This window comes from Winogradskyella epiphytica (genome assembly GCF_003217215.1).
Classification (GTDB): domain Bacteria; phylum Bacteroidota; class Bacteroidia; order Flavobacteriales; family Flavobacteriaceae; genus Winogradskyella; species Winogradskyella epiphytica.
The window spans coordinates 441056-461353 of the sequence record NZ_QJTD01000002.1 but is presented as its reverse complement, the minus strand read 5'-3'; the positions used below and the strand labels follow the sequence as shown (position 1 = coordinate 461353).

Below are 20298 nucleotides of genomic sequence, written 5' to 3'. Positions count from 1 at the left end.
AAATTAACTACTTTTCAGAATCATTTAATTTAAAGCATTCTCATGTCATTTTCTATTAAACGTTTATTACCACATGTCTTAATTTTAATAGGATTTGTAGCATTATCCTTAGCTTATTTCAGCCCTGTTTTACAAGGTAAGAAAATCAACCAAAGTGACATTATGCACTATATTGGTATGGCTCAACAACATAAAGAGTTTGCCAAGACTACTGGTGAAGAAACTTATTGGACCAATAGTGCTTTTGGGGGAATGCCTACCTATCAATTAGGAGCAAAGTATCCCCATAATTACATAAAAAAGTTAGATTTAACATTACGATTTTTACCTAGACCGGCTGATTATTTGTTCCTTTATTTTATTGGTTTTTATATCCTGTTATTGTCGTTAAAAGTCGATTTTAAACTTGCCGCTCTTGGCGCTTTAGCCTTTGGTTTTTCTACTTATCTCATTATAATACTTGGTGTTGGACATAATGCAAAAGCTCATGCTATCGCATATATGCCATTAGTTTTAGCCGGGATAATCCTCACCTTTAGAAAAAAGTATATTCTCGGGTTTTTACTGACGACCATAGCACTAGGCTTAGAAATTGTTGCTAATCATTTCCAGATGACTTATTACCTATTGCTATTAGTTTTAGTTCTAGGACTAGCTTATTTGATAGATGCCTATAAGAAGCAACTTTTACCTCATTTCTTCAAATCTGTTGGTTTATTATCTATGGCAGCTATTATCGCCGTTGGTTTAAATGCAACTAACATAATGGCCACTCAAGAATATGTTAAAGAAACCACTCGTGGCAAAAGTGATTTAACCATCAATCCCGATGGTTCTCCTAAGGAAGCGACTTCAGGACTAAGTAAAGATTATATTACAGAATATAGCTATGGTATTTTGGAGACATTTAACCTTTACATTCCAAAATTTATGGGAGGTGGAAACTCTGAAGATGTTGGTAAAGATTCTGAAACTTACAAAGCCTATATTCGTTTAGGAGCTTCGCCAATGGAAGCTTTAGATGCGGCGAGACATGCGCCAATGTATTGGGGAGATCAACCCATAGTTGAAGCGCCTGCTTACGTCGGAGCAGTGATTATTTTCCTTTTTGTATTAGGTTTATTTTTGGTAAAAGGTAGATTAAAATGGTGGCTTGTCGGAGGTACTGTTTTGTCACTACTATTATCTTATGGAAAGAATTTTGGACTATTAACTGACTTCTTTATTGATTTCGTGCCTTTATACAATAAGTTTAGAGCCGTGAGTTCTATTCAAGTTATTCTAGAGTTGTGTATTCCTGTTTTAGGCATTTTCGCATTAGTTAGATTGTTTAATGATTATGAGAAAGACGAAGAGAAACTAAAAGCTCTACTGTACTCGGTGGGTATAACTGCTGGCTTAGCTTTAACCTTTTTACTGTTTAAATCTACATTATTCGATTTTGAGAGTTTTAGAGACGACCAGTATATTCAGGCTTACGGACCACAATTTATAGATGCTGTTATTGAAGATAGAAAAGCTCTAATGACTTCAGATACCTTAAGAACCTTAGTTTTAGTATTACTTTCTGCAGGAACCGTTTACTTATTCTTAAAGAAGAAGTTATCAGAGACCTTAGTAGTCGTAGTCTTCGCAGCACTTATTCTTTTCGATTTAGTTCTAGTAGACCGCCAGTATGTAAACAATGATAATTTTGTTTCCGCAATTAATGTCGATAAGCCTTATCAGCCTAATAGTGCCGATTTAGAAATCATGAAAGACAAAGGGCACTTCAGGGTATTTGATATGTCTTCTCAAGGTCAAAGAATGCCAGCGAAAGCGGCTTATTATCATAATTCACTATTAGGGTATCATGCGGCGAAATTAGGTCGTATGAATGAGTTATTAGAGTTTCATGTTTATCAAAATAATATGAATGTTCTTAATATGCTTAATACGAAATACATCATTGCTGAAGATCAAAATACTATTTTTCCTTATACAAATACTGATGCTAACGGAAATGCTTGGTTTGTTTCAAGCTTGAAAGTGGTTGAAAGCGCAAACGAAGAAATTGTAGCTTTAGATAGTTTAAACACGAAGACAACTGCTGTTTTAGAGAAGTCTGTGCAGACAGAAAATAAATTGAAACCGAGTTATCTATTAGATTCTTTAGCTTCAATTGAATTAAAGGAATTTAAACCGAATTATTTAAAATATGAATCAAACAATTCTAACGACGGTTTAGCAGTATTCTCTGAAGTTTATTACAGTCAAGGTTGGAATGCATATATAGATGGTAACTTAGTACCGCATTTCCGTGTGAATTATGTATTAAGAGCCTTAGAAATTCCTAAAGGAGCTCATGCTATAGAATTTAAGTTCGAACCGAAAGTGGTTGAAACTGGTAGTAAAATTGCTTTAGCAAGTTCAGCTGTCCTAGGTTTACTACTATTGTTTGGCGTTTTCTATGAATTAAAACGACGAAATGCGAAAGCTTAGTTATGGCTTCAAAAAAAGTACTTATTATCACTTATTATTGGCCACCAGCAGGAGGTCCTGGCGTTCAACGTTGGTTGAAATTTGTGAAGTACTTACCGGAATTCGGTATTGAGCCTATTGTCTATTGTCCTGAAAATCCCAACTATCCCATTATTGATGAAAGTTTAGTTGATGAAATTCCTAAGAACATATCTATTTTAAAACAACCCATTAGCGAACCTTATGGTTTAGCTAATTGGTTTTCAAAAGGAAGTGCTAAAAAAATTAGTTCGGGAGTGATTCCTAAAGCTAAAAAGCAATCCTTGATAGAAAAAGCGATGCTTTATGTAAGGGGAAATTATTTTATTCCAGATGCACGTAAAAATTGGATACAACCTTCGGTGAAATTTTTGGCGGAATACATTAAAGAGCATCAAATAGAAACTATAATAACCACAGGTCCACCTCACAGTTTACATCTCATCGGACTTCAGTTAAAAGCGCGAATAGGAGTAAAATGGTTAGCAGATTTTAGAGATCCGTGGACAACTATAGGTTATCATAAAGAATTAAAGCTCACAAGTGCTTCTAGAGCTAAACATCTAGAATTAGAGCAGTCCGTATTTAATACAGCCGATGAAATTATCGTTACGAGTAATTATACGAAAAACGAATTTCAAGTCAAAACCAAGCAACCTATTACAGTAATTACGAATGGATATGATTCACATTCGGTGAGAGTAGAGGGGAAGGATGATTTATTTACGCTTTCTCATATTGGTTCGTTATTATCGGAAAGAAATCCAGTGGTATTATGGAAAACGCTTTCAGAATTGATTAAAGAAAATGATGAGTTTTCAAAAGTATTCCAATTGCAACTTGTTGGTGTGGTTAGTGATGATGTCGTAGAGTCAATCCATCAAAATGGGTTAAAACAACATCTAAGTATTGTTGGATATGTTAGTCATGATGAAGCGATTAAGTTTCAAATGAAATCGCAAATTTTATTATTAATTGAAATTGATTCAGCAGAAACAAAAGCGATTATTCCTGGAAAAATTTTTGAATATATGATTTCAGAAACTCCAATTTTGGCTTTAGGTCCAAAGGATTCGGATGTGGAACATATTATCAAATCTACCAATACAGGAAGCTATTTTAATTATCATCAAAAAGCTGAGTTAAAATCTCAAATTTTAGGCTATTTTGAGGCTTTTCAGAATCATAACTTAAAGGTTCACGCCATCGGACTACAACCTTATAGTCGACGAGCCTTAACTCAAAAATTAGCTGAGTTGATTCAATCATTATAATTATTGACTTATCATTTTATCTAAATTTTGAAATTAAGTATTTGTCACTACTCAATTTGTAATAAATAGAGTTGTAATTTGTAGCACTATGGGAATCGTATTAAACCAATCTTTTAAAAATACCATCACTACATATTTAGGCTTTGGTATTGGCGCTATTAATACGCTGTTTCTTTACACTAACTTTTTAACGGATGAATACTATGGCCTAGTGGCCTTTTTGCTCTCAGCGGCCAATATTATGATGCCCTTTATGGCATTTGGCGTACATAATTCTATTATTAAGTTTTATTCAACTTTTAAAACCAAAAATAGCATCAACAGTTTTCTAACCTTGATGTTATTGCTTCCAATGCTATTTATTATACCAACTGCTTTTATTGGCTATTTGGCTTATGATAGTATTGTTCATTGGCTAACAAATGAAAATCAAATCGTTGAAAATTATGTCTGGCATATTTTCATCTTAGCGATTGCAATGGCTTATTTTGAAATATTTTTTGCTTGGACCAAAGTGCAGCTTCAAACGGTGTTTGGGAATTTAATGAAAGAGATATTTCATAGAGTATGTATAATGATTTTACTTTTTGCCGTCTATTTCGATTGGTTATCAGTAGATGATTTTATAGTTGCAATGGTTGGAGTATATGTGTTGCGAATGATTATTATGAAGTTTTATGCGTATACAGTCCGATTTCCTAAATTAAAATTTCAGCCTATTGAAAACCGAGCGTCTATTTTAAAATATTCTGGTTTAATGATTATCGCTGGATCAGTAGCCATGCTTATTTTGGATATTGATAAGTTTATGATTGGTTTAATGTTACCAGATATTGAACAAGTAGCTTATTATAGTGTTGCTATTTTTATTGCCACTGTCATTGCCGTTCCGCAACGTGCAATGCACCAAATAATGCTGCCTTTAACGGCTAAATACCTTAATGAAAAGAATAAGGTAGCTTTAGAAGATTTATACAAACGTAGTTCTATGACCCTGTTGGTAGTAAGTGGTTTTATATTTCTATTGATTATTCTCAATATCAATCAACTTTATGAAATTCTTCCTGAGAAATTTACAGGTGGACTTTTTGTAGTGCTTATTGTAAGTTTAGCGAAACTCTACGATAATAGTTTAGGGAATAATAACGCCATATTATTTAATAGCGATTACTACCGTATGGTTCTATTTTTTGGAGTTCTATTAGCTATAATGGCTATCGTATTAAATGCCATATTTATTCCTGTTTTTGGTATTGAAGGATCAGCGTTTGCAACATTTTTAGCGGTATTTATTTATAACACTATCAAAATTTTATTTGTTAAACAAAAATTTAACATGTTGCCTTTTACAATTGGCTCATTGAAAATAGCCGTAACATTGATTTTGTTAGTAGTAGGATTATATTTTTGGGAATTTCCATTTCACCCTGTTATCAATATCATTTTAAAATCGAGTTTAATAGGTGTTATCTATTTTGGTCTAATTTATAAGTTGGATGTATCTGAAGATATTTCATATCAAATTAAGAAGTACCTAAGATTGAAATAGTAGATATGTTTTAATCATGAACTTTTAAAATTGAATAAAAAAAAGATTCCCACTTGCGCAGGAATCTTTTGAGAAATCCAGTAAAAGTGCTTTGAGGCACACATTTCACTGGATATTCTACTAACCAACCAAAATTTTATTATCCTCTTGTTCGTCTTGTATTAGATCTAGTAGATTTTTGATTCGTATTTCTACTTGAAGTAGACCTATTACTTACTGACGATGACTTTCTTTTATTCTGAACGGTACTTCTTTGCCTTGTGTTCTGTGACTTCGGCTTACTATAAGTACGAGCTTGTGTAGCTTGTGGCTTTCTTGAAGAAGTACCTTGTGTTCTTTGTACTTTTCTATTAGACACAGCTTTATTTGTTCTGGTCACATTACTACGCGAATTTCTTGTTGTAGATGTTTTGCTATTATTTACTGTTCTTGTTGGAGTTGTTACTCTATTTGAACGCGTACTAACAGCTCTGTCATTTCTCGTTGTACTTGATTTCGTTGGTGATTTTACTCTCGCATTAGAAGATCTTGTACTTGTTGCCCTATCCGTAGAGCGTGATATGTTAGATCTGGTGCTTACATTTGAGTTACGCGTTGCCCGAGCAGAATTGTCTGTACGTAATTGTGACGATCTAGTACTTGCTATTGCAGCACGATCACGTTGTACACGTGCTCTAAGACTACGCTCTTGTTTATTTCTAGGCGTCTGTACATATCTATCACTAATTCGTGTTGAATTTGAACGTCTTCCAATATCTCGGTGCCCACGTCTTCCAATATTATAATGTCTTACGTTGTTTTTATAAGGTCTATAATAAATATGTCTTACTGGAACATAATGTTGTCTGTAAGGAATAGTTTGAACAACACAATAGTTTACATGTGGTACAGCGTAATACCTGTGCCATGGTCTATAAACATAAGATCTGTTATAAACGTTAATATATCCATCATATCTCCAAAAGGCATTATTTCTATAATAAACGTTAAGTCCACCAATCCTATTGATTCTGCCGAATCCATTATAGCTAATGAAAATATTTCCTATTTGATTAACACGACCATAATAATCGTAAAAAATAGGCGTGTTTTCAATTTGGATAATGGCCCCAAAACTATCATACTGTACATATGGGTTATAATCGTAACCAGAATTAAAACTCAAGCTGAATCCAGGTGTGTTAATCCCAACATTTACATTTGGTCCATAATCTGGAATGTAAAAATCAAATTGACCATCTCGGAAAACTGAAAATTCAATACCTCCCTCAGTAAATATGAAAGAATTACTATAACCTCTCACGTAATTATGAATGGAAGCATCTGCTTCAGTTGCTGTGTTGGTTGATGCGAATGCAGTAGTGCTTAAAGCAACTAGACCTGCAAATAAAAATAGTAATCGTTTCATAATGAATGGGTTTTAAATTAAACTCACTTCGTATAAAACAAACAACGTGCCAAAAACCGAAACTATTAATTGTCAAATGGACTAGATTAGACTTAAGTAATTGTTATGTAGTGATTTATGTTGGGTGATTTGGGGTTTTTAAAATTTAGTAAATTTTAAAACGGAAAGAATAGAAGCAATTTTATGATTTTTATAGACTCATTAATTCTCTTAATCTTAATGCCATATTGGGATATTTAGAAACTCACTTAAGCGTTCAGCATCTCGGATTATAGCTTTTAAATTGCCGTGGTCTACAACATTTCTTCTTGTCCCGTCTTCTAAGACTAAATTCAATTCAAAACTTTTAAAAGACCCTTTGTCGTTACTAACATGCTCTCCTATAATTTGAATGGCTTTAATTGATTTTAAACGAATCGGTTTGTTTTTATTGTTTTTACTTTTTTGATTGGGATCGAGTTTATAAGATTTATAATAAAATCCCAACTGCTTATCAAACACTCTAGGTTTATAAAAGTTGTAAAACATAAAAACACCAGCACCTGTAAATAATAATCCGAATAAAATAAGGAACCATTGGGTTCCCATAATTTGTGTACTACCTTTAATAATAGGTAGAATACTAAAAAATAACACACCCAAACCTACGGCCAAAAATGAAAAACAGAAGATTGCGACTCCATGCGATGGTTTGTAAACTAATTTGGAGCTAGAAACTTCTAAGAGAACATTGGTTTTAAAATTGGCACCGCCGATTTTCAATGGGGAAGTATCAACTTTAAGTTTGAGTTCTTCTAATTCGGTAGTGCTTACAATTGGTTTCATATCACAATTTATCTTTCAAATATTTTCCAGTCACCGAATCCTTGTTTTTTACAATTTCTTCAGGTGTTCCCGAAGCTACTAATTTTCCGCCATATTTCCCACCGTCAGGGCCTAAATCAATAATATAATCAGCACATTTTATGAGGTCTATATTGTGTTCAATCACAATGATCGAATGTCCTTTGGCAATTAAGGCTTGAAAGGATTTGAGTAGTTTCTTTATATCATGAAAGTGTAAACCAGTTGTAGGTTCATCAAAGATAAATAAGGCGTTATCACTTTTGCTTCCCTTTCCTAAGAAAGTAGCGAGCTTTATACGTTGTGCTTCACCACCAGAAAGCGTAGAGGAGGATTGACCTAAAGTAACATATCCTAACCCAACATCTTGAAGCGGCTGTAATTTATTTTGGATTTTTGTTTCATTATGCTTGCTGAAAAAAGCAATCGCATCATCAATGGTTAGATTTAAGATATCGTCAATAGACTTTTCTTCAAATTTAACTTCTAAAACTTCTTTTTTAAATCGTTTACCATTACAAACATCACAGGTCAGATGTACATCGGCCATGAACTGCATTTCAATGGTGACTTCGCCTTCCCCTTTGCAAGTTTCGCAACGTCCACCATCGACGTTGAAACTAAAATGTTTGGCTTGATAGTTTCGGATTTTGCTTAGCTTTTGAGAAGCAAACAACGAACGAATATCGTCATAAGCTTTAATATAAGTAACAGGGTTAGAACGTGAGGAACGTCCAATTGGATTCTGATCTACAAATTCTATATGCTGAATATTACTAAAATTGCCTTTTACTTCAGAAACTTGCCCGATTTTATCGCTAAAACCGGTAAGTTTTTTTTGAATAGAAGGATAAAGAATGTTTTTTACTAGAGTACTTTTTCCACTTCCAGAAACACCAGTTAGAACAGTTAACATTTCTAGAGGAAAACTAACATCTATATTTTTTAAGTTGTGTTCACGAGCACCAATAATGTCGACACTATATTTGGAGGTTCGTCGTTTCTTAGGGACTTCAATTTCTAAATCGCCATTAAGGTATTTTGCTGTTAAGGTATCTGCTTTTAAAATACTTTTAAAATCACCAACAGCAACGACTTCGCCACCTAAAGTTCCCGCCTCAGGACCAATATCTATAATAGCATCGGCAGCTTTCATAATATCTTCATCGTGTTCTACTACGATTACCGTATTTCCTAAATTACGTAAGGATTTTAAAACTTCAATTAGACTTTCTGTATCTTTTGGATGCAAGCCAATACTTGGTTCGTCTAAAATGTACATGGAGCCTACTAAGCTACTGCCAAGAGACGTTGCTAAGTTAATACGCTGACTTTCTCCACCGGATAAGGTGTTCGATTTTCTATTTAAAGTTAAATATCTTAAACCGACATTAGATAAGAATTCCAATCGTGTATTAATTTCTGTAAGAAGGCGTTTGGCAATTTTAGCATCACTTTCGCTTAATTCTAATTTAATAAAGAAAACACTCAATTCATCTAAAGGCAAGTCCACTAAATCAGTGATGGTTGCGTTTCCAACCTTTACATAATTCGTCTCTTCCCGTAAACGTTTTCCTCTACACAAGCTACACTTGGTTTTGCCGCGATATCGGGATAACATCACGCGATTCTGAATTTTATAAGCCTTGGATTCTAATTCTGCGAAAAAGCTATCTAAGCCTTCAAAATATTGATTTCCTGTCCAAATAAGCGCTTTATGTTCATCACTGAGTTGGAAATAGGGTTTGTGAATTGGGAAATCGAATTTATGTGAATTGTTCACCAATTGATCTTTATACCAACTCATGGTTTCTCCACGCCATGGAAAAATAGCATTTTCATACACCGATAATGCGGTATTGGGAATCACTAAGTCTTCATCTATACCTACAATATCGCCATAACCTTCACATTTAGGACAGGCGCCATAAGGATTATTAAAGCTGAAAAAATGAGCATTCGGTTCTAAAAACGTCATACCATCAATTTCAAACTTATTATTAAATACCGTTTGTTCGTTGTCGGTAAGGGATTCTATGATACAAGTACCAACCCCTTCAAAAAATGCGGTTCCTATTGCGTCTGCTAATCGATTTAAAAAGTCTTCTTCATTTTTAAAAATGATTCTATCTACAACTAAGAACAAATCTTGGTCCGATTTAATCTCTTGTTTTAAGGCATCATCAATTCTAAGAACATCTCCTTTAAGTTTGATACGAGCATAACCTTGCTGTTGAAGCGTTTGAAGTTTGTTCTCAATAGTTCGTCCTTCTTCTAAGATGATAGGCGCTAAGAGAAGTAGTTTGGTGCCTTCTTCAAATTTAGACACAAAATTTATAACGTCTGATACCGTATGTTTTTTAACCTCTTGTCCTGAAATAGGAGAGTAGGTCTTACCTATACGAGCGAAGAGTAATTTTAGATAATCATAGATTTCTGTGGTTGTACCAACTGTTGAACGCGGATTCGTAGAATTTACCTTTTGCTCAATAGCAATAGCAGGTGCAATTCCTTTAATATAATCTACTTTAGGTTTATTTAAACGACCTAAAAATTGTCGTGCATAACTACTAAGGCTTTCTACGTAACGCCGTTGACCTTCAGCATAAAGTGTGTCAAATGCTAAACTCGATTTACCTGAACCAGACAGTCCAGTTATAACCACCAATTTATTTCTCGGAATAACAACATCGATATTCTTAAGATTATGGAGTTTTGCTCCTTTTATTATGATGTTTTCCTTTGGGTTTACGTCTAAATTAGTACTGTTCATAAATTTCTTGGCTATCTAATTTGGCAAAGATACTATAACTATCCCATCTATTAAAGGAACTGTTTATCCGACAAAATGTTAAATTTTAAGACTAAATTTTGCTAATTCGGATTCTTTGTTGTTATATTTGAGACTTATTCATAAAAAGACAACTGCGTATCATATAAAATTACTTTAAAAAAATTAGCTAGAAACCCCAAACCTTAGCAGGCAACTGTTAGGTATTAAAGTAATTTGTATGAAAAAAGAACTTATCCAAGACGCTGAGTTGGTTAGTAACTATATTAACGGTGACGAGAGTGCACTATCGGTTTTAATCGAAAGGCACAAGCAGAAAATTTACAGCTTTATTTACTCTAAAGTTTACGATAGAGATATAACTGAAGATGTTTTTCAAGACACTTTTATAAAAGTGATAAAAACTTTGAAAAGAGGAAAATATAATGAAGAAGGTAAGTTTCTTCCATGGGTCATGCGAATAGCTCATAACTTGGTTATTGACCATTTTAGAAAGAATAGTCGTATGCCTAAATTTGATAATACAGGTGAGTTTAGTATTTTTTCTGTTTTAAGTGATTCAACCTTAAATGCAGAGAAGACCTTAATTAAAGACCAGGTAGAATCTGATGTAAGACGTATTATTGAAGAGCTACCCGAAGATCAAAAACAAGTGCTTATGATGCGTATGTATCAAGATATGAGCTTTAAAGAAATTTCAGAACGTACAGGTGTAAGTATTAATACGGCATTAGGAAGAATGCGCTATGCATTAATTAATATGCGTAAGGTTATTGAGCAAAATAATATAGTATTAACCAATTGATACAATAAATGAATATTAGTAACGTTTTTGCTATGTAGTAACTTATAATTAGAAAACATGGCGAAAATTTACTCTAATGCTTCTCATAAACCTTATAATTTAAAACCAAAGGACGAAACGATTAGTTTTCTTTTGAATTACTCAAAAGCTTTAAGTGTTATGAATTATAATAAAATGAAGTTTGAAGCACTTCTGAATTAAATTCTAAAGAAAATCCTGATTTGATAAAATCAGGATTTTTTTGTGAATAATAGTTCCTCGTAATTGTGGGTTGTGAGGTACTCTTTCTTTAAATCTTCTAAATACTTTAGGGTATGGTCCTTTAATGGATGATGGTCTCTAAGGCAATTTTTAAGGTTTTTATCATAAATTGTAATGATAATATACCAATGACCAGTTCTAGTCGTATAATTATTTTCAAACAGACGAGAGTTTCCATTACTATCTCGTTTAGCATCGACGAGAACAAAGGGAAGGTTGACAATTTCATCCGTTCGCTCTGCTTCGTAATAAGTTAAATACAAGGTTTCGCCTTTAAGTTTAAAAGGCGTATTAATTCCGACCTCAATATTATCTAAATTGTATTTTTTATTAATGTAGTTGTAAAACTCATCCGCATCTTTCGGGTCTTTAAAAATAAAAGAGGTTTCTCTCGGTAATTTACGTTGAAATTTTTTGGCCTGCATCACCTTATAATCTTGGTTTTTAAATTTAGGAGCTATCTTATAAGGAATACATGAAGTCAATACTAGAACTAAAACTAAGATAATGAACTTTTTCATTCGGAATTGGTTTTAAATTAGGCCGCAATAATTGTACCATTAAATACGGTTATTCGCAATACTATTGAAAGGAAAAGCTAATGGAAATAGTTAGATAACTGAGTGTTATTGAACCTGTGATAATGAAATCCTATTTCTTCATTTTTTTGTAATAGTCATCTAATACCGATTTCCGACCTATAGTTTTAGTAATAATATCTTTCTCTAAATCCCAACCTCGAGCAGGAGAGTATTCTCTACCATACCATATAATTTGAAGGTGTAAATCATTCCAAAGTTCTTTTGGAAATAATCGTTTCGCGTCTTTTTCAGTTTGCACCACGTTTTTTCCGTTAGATAAGTTCCAACGATACATTAAGCGATGTATATGTGTGTCTACAGGAAATGCTGGAATATCGAAAGCCTGAGCTAATACAACTCCTGCTGTTTTATGTCCGACCGCAGGTAATTCTTCTAATTCTTCAAAAGTTCTTGGGACTTCTCCATTGTGTTTGTCAATTAATATTTGAGATAAGCCGTGAATTCCTTTACTTTTCATAGGAGACAGCCCGACAGGCTTTATAATTTCCCGAATTTCTTCAACACTTAACTTTACCATATCGTAAGGGTTATCTGCACGCTCAAATAATAAGGGCGTAATTTGATTGACACGAACGTCTGTGCTCTGTGCCGACATCAATACTGCGATTAATAAAGTATAAGGATCCTTGTGATCTAGAGGTGTTGGAATTTCAGGATAGAGCTGATTTAACGTATTTATAACAAATTCTACCTTTTCTTGCTTAGTCATTCATTGTATTTTTACAGAAACACAAATTTAAACAATTATGACACACTTAAACGTAGGAGATAAGGCGCCAGATTTTTCAGCCAAGGATGAACAAGGAAATACGATTTCATTATCGGATTATAAAGGCAAAAAATTAGTCATTTTCTTTTACCCAAAAGCGAGTACACCAGGTTGTACAGCCGAAGCTTGTAATTTAAATGACAATTACGAGCGATTTAAAGCTCAAGGCTACGAAATTTTGGGAGTAAGTGCAGATAGTGCCAAAAGACAATCTAACTTTAAAAATAAATACGATTTTCAATATCCGTTATTAGCTGACGAAGACAAGTCGGTTATAGAAGCATTTGGAGTTTGGGGACCAAAAAAGTTTATGGGAAGAGAATACGATGGCATTCACAGAACAACCTTTGTGATTGATGAAAATGGAGTTTTAGTGAATGTCATTACTAAAGTAAAAACTAAAACGCATACAGATCAAATCTTAACAGATTAAAATTTAAGTGATATAAATAAAAAAAAGCGACCTCATTTTTAATAGGGTCGCTTTTTTATTTGTTATCGTAAAAACTTAGTTCTTATGTAACACTTCTTCAGATTCACATCCGAATAAGCTTTTCTCTTTAATTAGTTTAGATACACCTTCGGGCAGCATCTTTTCCCATCCTGGTTCATTGTTCGCAATCATTTTAAGAACAGTTCTCGAGAAAACAGATAGGTTAGAAGCATCGTAGTCTGAGATGTCTACAACTTTTCCATTGTATTTAAAGAACTTATAAAGTTCTTTCATACGAGGGTGAACTTTCAGATTTTCACTATTAGTTATACTGCCATCATCATTTTCCATTGGATAAAGATACACTCTTAAATCCTTATAGAACAGTTTTCCGAAGGCCTCTAGAATTCCACCACTTAAGTGACGATAATATTTCTCGTCGAAAATATCAATGAGGTTATTAACGCCCATGGCTAAGCCCATTCTCGCTCTTGTATATTGTGAGAAGTACTCTACCAGTTTATAGTATTCTTGGAAGTTTGAAATTAGTACTGTTTGTCCCAAAGAGCACAGAAGCTTCGCACGATCCATAAAATCTTGTTCGTCAATTTCTCCTTCGGCCCTAAGGTTAGATAGGGTAATTTCGAAAATAACCTGTGTTTTATCTTTTTCTACCTTATTTTCCTTTACGAACATTTCATAAGATTTCTCAAACATGTCCATATTAACTTTAGTTACTGGCCTAAAGCTACCTCTTAAGGTAAGGATATTCTTTTTGTAAAGTACACGAGCAGGTAAAACGTTGTTTCCATCTGGCGCAAACATTACGGCGTCAGTCATACCATTCCTTACAAGTTGTAAACTCATTAAACGGTTATCAACATCTTTAAATACAGGGCCAGAGAAGTTTATTGTGTCAATCTCTAGCTGATCTTTATCTAAATGATCGTATAAATAACGAAGTAATTTACGAGGTTGATTGTACTTATAAAAAGCACCATAAATTAAGTTAGTTCCTAATTTACCAAGAGTTTCTTGTTGTAAGCGCGCATCGTTCTCTTTAAATCGGATATGTAGAACAATTTCATTATATTCTTCATTAGGTCCAACTTGATACTTAATACCAACCCAACCGTGACCTTTGTATTTTTTAGCAAAATCAATAGTCGCCACAGTATTGGCATAAGAGAAAAATATTTTATTAGGATGCTTATCTCTTGTAATACGCTCCTCCATTAAATTCACTTCGTGATTTAACATCTTACGAAGTCTTGCTTCCGTTACATATCGTTTGTCATCTTCAATTCCGTAAATGGCGTCACTAAAATCCTTGTCGTAAGCAGACATTGCCTTCGCTATAGTTCCAGATGCTCCTCCAGCTCTAAAAAAATGGCGAACAGTTTCTTGTCCAGCTCCAATTTCGGAAAAAGTACCATAAATATCGGCATTAAGATTAATACGTAAAGCCTTGTCTTTTAAAGACGGAATATTTTCGAAATCACTGTCGCCAGTGTAAGTTATATCCTCCATAGAAATTGGGTTTGAATCGTAAAAGCAAAGGTACTCTTTTACTATTGTAAACAAAAAAATAACCTTATTTTTGTTTCAAACTCATTAGGATTGAAAATTACATTTTTAGGTACTGGAACATCGCAGGGCATCCCCATAATAGGTAGCGATCACCCTGTGTGTTTAAGTGAAAATCAAAAGGATAAACGACTTCGTGTTTCTGTTCTTGTTGAGTGGGACAATTATACTTATGTCATTGATTGTGGCCCAGATTTTAGGCAACAAATGCTGAACGCAAAAGTTTCAAGAATCGACGGTATTATTTTTACCCATGAACATGCAGATCACACCATGGGATTAGACGACATAAGGCCTTTTTTCTTTAGACAAGGTGATATTCCTCTGTATGCACATGAACGCGTATTTAAGGCTTTAGAAAGGCGTTTCGATTATATATTTACTACTGGAAAGAAATACCCTGGAGTGCCGAGTGTTACTAAGACCGAAATAAAGAATGAACCTTTTATAGCTGGAAATTTGAATGTTATACCTATTAATGGTTGGCATTATAAACTTCAGGTATTTGGATATCGTTTTCGTGATTTTGCCTACCTAACAGATATGAAAACTATAGAAGAGGCCGAAATTGATAAACTTCACAATTTAGAAGTTTTAGTGGTGAATGCTTTACGAAAAGAACCACATATGGCGCATTTCAATTTAGAGGAAGCTTTAGAACTCATTGAGAGAGTGAAACCTAGACAAGCCTACTTAACTCATATTAGTCATCATATGGGTTTCCATGATGAGGTTCAGAAAGAATTACCAGAAAACGTTTTTTTAGCTTACGATAACCTTCAAATTACGATATAAATATGAAGAATAGAATTTTTATATACTTGTTTATTTTTTCAGTATTGTTAATCATATTTCAATACGTGAATTCAAAAAGTATCATCGATTTATACGAAAAAGATATTGTGACTTTAAAATCACAAAAATCTGAATTTAAAGAGACTATAAAAGAATTACAGGATAAAAACTTTGAATTAAACTATTTCAACATAGATGGAAATGAAGATGCGCAAAACTATTTTGAAGCTCGAGGTTACGATACGGATGAATTAATTCCGGCAGTAATTGATGGTGTTTATGCCATGAATAATTATGAAGGCGATGAACATCCTATAGTACCTTATGTATCTATGACCGATAATAAACTTTTAATTAATAAAGTGCGAGTTTTAAATCACAGATGGATAATAGCAAATTTTACAGACGGTCAGTTTTGGGGTGAAATTTTTGTGATGTACACCATTGACAAAGACAATAAAGTTAATTACAAGTTAGTGGAACACCTATTATATCCGAATGTGAATTAGATATAACTTTCTAACCAAGTTTTTAAATCATAAAAGTTTTGAGGTGCAACACCATGGCCAACCGGATATTCTGAATAGCTATAATTGATACCTAATTTTTCTAAAAACACAGGCGCTTTCCTTGCCCAATCAACAGGAATAACTTGGTCTACAGAACCATGCGAACAGAAAAAATTAAGATGAGCGACATCACCTTTTTCGATCGTCTCTGGCAGTATGTCTTCATTAATATAACCGCTTAGTGCGATGATGTTTTTAACTTTAGATGGAAAATTTAATGCTACTGAGTAACTTAAAATTGTGCCTTGACTAAAACCTAATAGAGTCACATTGTTTGAGTCTACATCATAAGTTTTACAAGCGTAATCAATAAAGTCTGAAATTAACGTTACAGATTGTTTCGCTTGTTCATTATCACTCCATTTTCCTTTATCTGCATCAAAATTAATGGCATACCATGCGTTTCCATAAGGTTGCATAGCGTAAGGAGCTCTTAAAGACACGATAAATAATTCTTCTGGCAATTCTGAAGCAAAAGAAAATAGGTCGTTTTCATCACTACCATATCCATGGCACATGATAAGTAGTGGTGCATTTTCCTTTAGTGAAGAAGGTCTTGTGATATAATGTAGTTTCGACATAATTATTGGCCAATAGGTTTAAAGAAATTTTGAAAAAAGTCACCAAGCAAAGGAATTTTATTCAATTTCCCTGTGATAGCGCCAAAGATGCCATAAATATATAAGACGGCAAAAAATAACCAAAAGGACATGCTTATCACAAAGCTATCAAAACTGCTTACGAGAAAACCTAATAGAATATAAGTTAAACCTAGACCTAAACCTTGTCTGATATGAAAAGAAGTGAAAGGATTACGCTTTTCTTGATTCATGAAAAAGGAAATTAAAGTTCCTAATAAGGTCAAGTAAGCGACTAAGGCTAAAGTCTTTCCTTCTTCAACAGTTTTATTATTCATTATCGTAAAATAATTTTGTTATTAGCTACAATGCCATAGGTTTTACCTTTTAATGTCATTCCTAAAAAGGCACTATTCTTTGATTTTGATGATATATGTTCAGTTTCAAACGTATAGCTAGAGTCTGGATTGAATAAACTTAAATTTGCTACTTCACCTTCATTAATAGAAGATTCTGCAATTCCAAATCGTGATTTGCCTTGAGTTAATAGGCTAATGGTTTTCTTGGTAGTAAATAGTGTTTGTAAAGCTCCAAATGCCGATTCCAATCCAATAGTCCCGTATTTAGCATAATCGAATTCTATTTTTTTTCCCTCAATATCGATAGGATTATGATCTGTGGTTACCATGTCTATAGTTCCATCCTTCAACCCTTCAATTAAAGCCTCACAATCAGATGTTGTTCTTAAAGGTGGTAGCACTTTATAATTCGTATCAAATTCCTGTAAAACATCATCTGTAAATACTAAATTATGAATAGCTACACTGCAAGTTACATTGAGTTTCTTCGCTTTTGCAGCTCTAATTAACTCTACAGACTTTGCTGTTGAAATGGTTGGAATATGTAGTTTTCCTTCGGTATATTCTAATAAAAATAAATCTCTTGCTACTTGTAATTCTTCGGCTAAAGCAGGATTTCCTTTTAAACCTAGTTTGGTACTATTGATATGTTCATTAGCTACACCCAATCCTGAAATTTTAGATTCTTGTGGAAACGAAAAAACCAATCCATCAAAATTACTTGCATATTGCAAAGCTATTTTCATCAGATTCGGATTCGAAATTGGTTTTTGATAATCGTAAAACGCCACAGCACCTGCGCTAGACATATCATATAACTCAGCTAAATCTTCGCCATTACTTAAGTGTGTTAAAGCGCCAATAGGATAGAGACTTACCCCATTATTTTGAGCTTTAGATTTAACAAAAGTAATATCGGCATAGCTGTCAATTACAGGATTAGAGTTAGAATTAAGTGCTACAGCTGTAAAACCAGAATAGGCTGCTGTTTTTAGACCGTTAGAAATGGTTTCGCGTTCTTCGTATCCAGGTTCTCCAAAAGAGACACTGCTATCAAACCAACCTTGAGAGACATGTAAATTGTCTAACTTAATTTCTTTAAAATTTTGAGAGTTGGGAATGTTCTTGGCGATCTTAGAAATACGACCTTTTTCAATTAAAATATCAACCGTTTCATTGTGAAAATCACTTTTAGAATCAACTATGGTTGCAGATTTTATGAGTGCGTTCATTTAAGATATTTTAGGAGTAACATTTCAATTATTAAAAATGCTAGTGCAAAAATAACAAACCATTTCCATAAGGCATTAACATTTGTGTTACTTTTTATAGCGTTTATAGTTGTTTCTAAACTAGATTCTACACTCGTATTTTTTAAGCTGCTTAAATCATGATACTTGAGGTTGCTTTCCGATCTATTGTAGTTAAAACTTAAATTCTGCAATACAGTTTCTTTGTTTTTTACATTGAGTATTCCTGCAACGCTAGGAAAATCATTTGTTTCTAAAACCACAGATTTGCTATATGTTTTTTGAAGTGGTATCACAGAAGTTTCTTCAGTATCTAGAGTTAAAATATCGTCTTGACCAATAGACGTTTGAATGGCAATAGAATTAGGTTGCCCAATCGTATAATATAATTGAGGAAGCTTTAAACTTTGTAACCCCATATTATATAGCACAGGAACTATTAGTTGTGAATTTTTAAAGTTGGAATTATCAGAGTTTAAAGCTGAAGAAAACACGTAAACATTGGCCGTTCCTATTATAAAAGGAGAGCCGTCTTCATAAGATAATACCGCATTCGCATTTGATGAAAACTGATAGGACGTCGTAACTTTTGGGTATTGAAAATTAGTCACTTTAGAATAGAATGCATTTTCTAATAGCGGATGTTCATAGTTAATGCTTGTGACGCGTTTTTCATTGGTATTTTGATTCGTATAAGTATTTAATTGTAAGTCTTGAAATAATCGATTATAGGTGTTTAAATCGGATTGACTCGAAGGAATTATTAGAATATGACCTCCATCAGATTTAAATGCAAGTAATGCTGTTCTTAGAGCGTCGGTAATAAGACCCAATTCATTTAGAATGATGAGATTTTGCTCTGGGATTAAATTAAAATTAAGCTCATTAAGTTTAAAACCTTTATAGTCGAATTCATCTTCGGTATAGATTCGTTTTAAATATGAATCATCAGCATGTTCATTTATTGCGAGAACTTTAATATTTGGTTTCGAATTAATATTGAAATAAAAAACGTTGTCATATTGTAAACCATCATCATCAATCATTAATTTTCCATTGATCTCCTCAGTACTGGAAATTGTAAATGTAGTTTGCGATTCTTCGTCAATATCAATAGCACTTTTAGTTACTAATTCATCATTATTAAATAATGAAATAGAAACATTTTCAATGGGCTCTCCTTGGTTTGATAATTTTACGTTAAGCTCTAAGGTTTCAGCTGTTGAGCTGGACACATATAAACTATCAATGCTAATATTAGAAAGCATTGAAGATTTCGGTTGAACCAAATTTAGTTGTAGAGTACTATCTGCCTGAAAATTTAATGGACTTTCATTTTGTTGAAAATCTGAAACCAAAACTAAATTTCGCGTAGCGGAGCCTTGATTAGAAAACAGTTGTTTTCCCTTTAAAAAAACAGCCTCGTAATTGAGTTGGGTTGGTGAATGTGATAATTGAATTAGTTCATTTTTTAGCGCCTTTACCGTCGAGTTTCTAAAGGTTTTGTCATTTGTAAACAAACTGATGGTTTCATCCTCAGGCAACGTGTTAATGATGTCCTGAATAGCTTCGTTTAGCAATGTGCCATTGCTGCCTTTCGCTTGCATACTAAAGGAATTGTCTAAATAAAGAACCGTTTCTTGAGCTTCGTTAAAATTTGAAGTTTTAGGGATGAAAGGTTGAGCAAAAGCAATTATAACACAGGCTAACAACAGCATTCGCGTTAAAAGCGTTAGCCACTTTTTAATTTGAGAACTTTTACGAGTTTGAAGTTTTACAGATTTTAAAAACTTAACATTTGTAAACTCTACTTTTTGAAAACGGCGCAGTTGAAATAAGTGGATTAAAATTGGAATAACCAGCAAAAAGAGCGCATAAAGAAATTCCGGATGTTTAAACTGCATTGCTGTGATTGGGTTTATTATT

The 20298-nt window shown here is 33.4% G+C and carries 18 protein-coding genes; 8 read left to right on the top strand and 10 right to left on the bottom strand.

The genetic code is table 11. The features are described 5' to 3' along the window. Positions 1-42: 42 nt before the first annotated feature. From DFQ11_RS07285 to DFQ11_RS07275, 3 genes are all read left to right on the top strand, one after another. Positions 43-2481, top strand: coding sequence for a YfhO family protein (locus DFQ11_RS07285; protein ID WP_110475203.1), 2439 nt, complete (start codon positions 43-45; stop codon positions 2479-2481). Between the two features lie 2 nt (positions 2482-2483). Continuing rightward, positions 2484-3773, top strand: a complete 1290-nt coding sequence (locus DFQ11_RS07280; protein ID WP_110475202.1) for a glycosyltransferase — start codon at positions 2484-2486, stop codon at positions 3771-3773. Between the two features lie 88 nt (positions 3774-3861). Beyond that, positions 3862-5322: an oligosaccharide flippase family protein gene (locus DFQ11_RS07275; RefSeq protein ID WP_110475201.1), complete on the top strand. Its 1461-nt coding sequence runs from the start codon at positions 3862-3864 to the stop codon at positions 5320-5322. A 139-nt stretch (positions 5323-5461) separates the two neighbouring features. On the opposite strand, the gene DFQ11_RS07270 is transcribed toward DFQ11_RS07275, so the two are convergent. From DFQ11_RS07270 to uvrA, 3 genes are all read right to left on the bottom strand, one after another. Then, entirely contained in the window at positions 5462-6730 is a 1269-nt protein-coding gene (locus DFQ11_RS07270) for a hypothetical protein (protein WP_110475200.1), read from the bottom strand. Between the two features lie 216 nt (positions 6731-6946). Then, the gene (locus DFQ11_RS07265; RefSeq protein WP_110475199.1) at positions 6947-7555 is read right to left on the bottom strand and encodes a hypothetical protein; all 609 of its coding nucleotides are present in this window, start codon (positions 7553-7555) and stop codon (positions 6947-6949) included. Position 7556: 1 nt separating this feature from the next. Then, on the bottom strand, positions 7557-10346 hold the full coding sequence (gene uvrA, locus DFQ11_RS07260; protein ID WP_110475198.1) for an excinuclease ABC subunit UvrA: 2790 nt from the start codon (positions 10344-10346) through the stop codon (positions 7557-7559). A gap of 238 nt (positions 10347-10584) precedes the next feature. On the opposite strand from uvrA, the gene DFQ11_RS07255 reads away from it, so the two are divergent. Together DFQ11_RS07255 and DFQ11_RS15265 are read left to right on the top strand one after the other, a co-directional pair. Beyond that, positions 10585-11169: an RNA polymerase sigma factor gene (locus tag DFQ11_RS07255; protein WP_110475197.1), complete on the top strand. Its 585-nt coding sequence runs from the start codon at positions 10585-10587 to the stop codon at positions 11167-11169. 57 nt (positions 11170-11226) lie between these two features. Then, positions 11227-11370 carry a hypothetical protein gene (locus tag DFQ11_RS15265; RefSeq protein ID WP_189342998.1) on the top strand — a complete coding sequence of 48 codons (144 nt, stop codon included), beginning with the start codon at positions 11227-11229 and terminating at the stop codon, positions 11368-11370. A gap of 29 nt (positions 11371-11399) precedes the next feature. Here DFQ11_RS15265 and DFQ11_RS07250 read toward each other — a convergent pair whose 3' ends face one another. Further along, positions 11400-11951 carry a hypothetical protein gene (locus DFQ11_RS07250; protein ID WP_110475196.1) on the bottom strand — a complete coding sequence of 184 codons (552 nt, stop codon included), beginning with the start codon at positions 11949-11951 and terminating at the stop codon, positions 11400-11402. 130 nt (positions 11952-12081) lie between these two features. Then, positions 12082-12741 carry an endonuclease III domain-containing protein gene (locus DFQ11_RS07245; protein ID WP_110475195.1) on the bottom strand — a complete coding sequence of 220 codons (660 nt, stop codon included), beginning with the start codon at positions 12739-12741 and terminating at the stop codon, positions 12082-12084. A gap of 37 nt (positions 12742-12778) precedes the next feature. Here DFQ11_RS07245 and bcp point away from each other — a divergent pair, with 37 nt between their 5' ends. Continuing rightward, complete coding sequence (bcp, locus tag DFQ11_RS07240; protein WP_110475194.1) at positions 12779-13234, top strand: thioredoxin-dependent thiol peroxidase; 456 nt, start codon at positions 12779-12781, stop codon at positions 13232-13234. A gap of 75 nt (positions 13235-13309) precedes the next feature. On the opposite strand, the gene DFQ11_RS07235 is transcribed toward bcp, so the two are convergent. After that, entirely contained in the window at positions 13310-14764 is a 1455-nt protein-coding gene (locus tag DFQ11_RS07235) for a TonB-dependent receptor (RefSeq protein ID WP_110475193.1), read from the bottom strand. 90 nt (positions 14765-14854) lie between these two features. Here DFQ11_RS07235 and DFQ11_RS07230 point away from each other — a divergent pair, with 90 nt between their 5' ends. Together DFQ11_RS07230 and DFQ11_RS07225 are read left to right on the top strand one after the other, a co-directional pair. Beyond that, on the top strand, positions 14855-15616 hold the full coding sequence (locus DFQ11_RS07230; RefSeq protein ID WP_110475192.1) for an MBL fold metallo-hydrolase: 762 nt from the start codon (positions 14855-14857) through the stop codon (positions 15614-15616). A 2-nt stretch (positions 15617-15618) separates the two neighbouring features. Further along, positions 15619-16125 (top strand): hydrolase, encoded by a 507-nt coding sequence (locus tag DFQ11_RS07225; RefSeq protein WP_229791257.1) that lies wholly within the window; start codon positions 15619-15621, stop codon positions 16123-16125. Here the strand turns inward: DFQ11_RS07225 and DFQ11_RS07220 are convergent. From DFQ11_RS07220 to DFQ11_RS07205, 4 genes are read right to left on the bottom strand one after another with little or no spacing between them, the layout of a single operon-like run. After that, the gene (locus tag DFQ11_RS07220; RefSeq protein WP_110475191.1) at positions 16122-16766 is read right to left on the bottom strand and encodes an alpha/beta hydrolase; all 645 of its coding nucleotides are present in this window, start codon (positions 16764-16766) and stop codon (positions 16122-16124) included. The genes DFQ11_RS07225 and DFQ11_RS07220 overlap by 4 nt on opposite strands. 2 nt (positions 16767-16768) lie before the next feature. Continuing rightward, positions 16769-17101, bottom strand: coding sequence for a hypothetical protein (locus DFQ11_RS07215; protein ID WP_110475190.1), 333 nt, complete (start codon positions 17099-17101; stop codon positions 16769-16771). Next, entirely contained in the window at positions 17101-18354 is a 1254-nt protein-coding gene (locus DFQ11_RS07210) for a dihydroorotase (RefSeq protein ID WP_110475189.1), read from the bottom strand. The genes DFQ11_RS07215 and DFQ11_RS07210 overlap by 1 nt, the downstream gene beginning before the upstream one ends. Continuing rightward, positions 18351-20276: a BatA domain-containing protein gene (locus tag DFQ11_RS07205; protein WP_110475188.1), complete on the bottom strand. Its 1926-nt coding sequence runs from the start codon at positions 20274-20276 to the stop codon at positions 18351-18353. Before DFQ11_RS07205 ends, DFQ11_RS07210 begins: the two co-directional genes overlap by 4 nt. Positions 20277-20298 lie beyond the last annotated feature (22 nt).